The 244-nt window shown below is 61.9% G+C and carries 1 protein-coding gene; it reads left to right on the plus strand.

Annotated features, from left to right (window positions below; all coding sequences use genetic code 11):
* The coding region (locus B4920_RS27515) for a hypothetical protein (RefSeq protein WP_216820122.1) at window positions 1–244 on the plus strand (244 nt) is incomplete at both ends.

The raw sequence follows: 244 nt of genomic DNA on the forward strand, positions 1-244 counted from the left end.
TACCCGCAGTGAGAAGTACCTGATGATCTGGGTCGGTTCCAAGGTGACCAGCGAAGGCTGGATGCTGGAATCGGCGAACCCGGAAGGCGACTTCCGCGTCATCATCCCGCGTCGCGAGGGCGTCGAGTACGGCGCTGAACACGCGGTGATCGGGGGAGAGGACCGCTTCCTGATCCTCCACAACGACGTCGTGGACGGAGTCAAGGCCGAGAACTTCGTGTTGGTGGAAGCTCCCGTGTCGGAT

Origin of the sequence: Zoogloea sp. LCSB751, assembly GCF_002028455.1 — a bacterium.
Lineage (GTDB): Bacteria > Pseudomonadota > Gammaproteobacteria > Burkholderiales > Rhodocyclaceae > Zoogloea.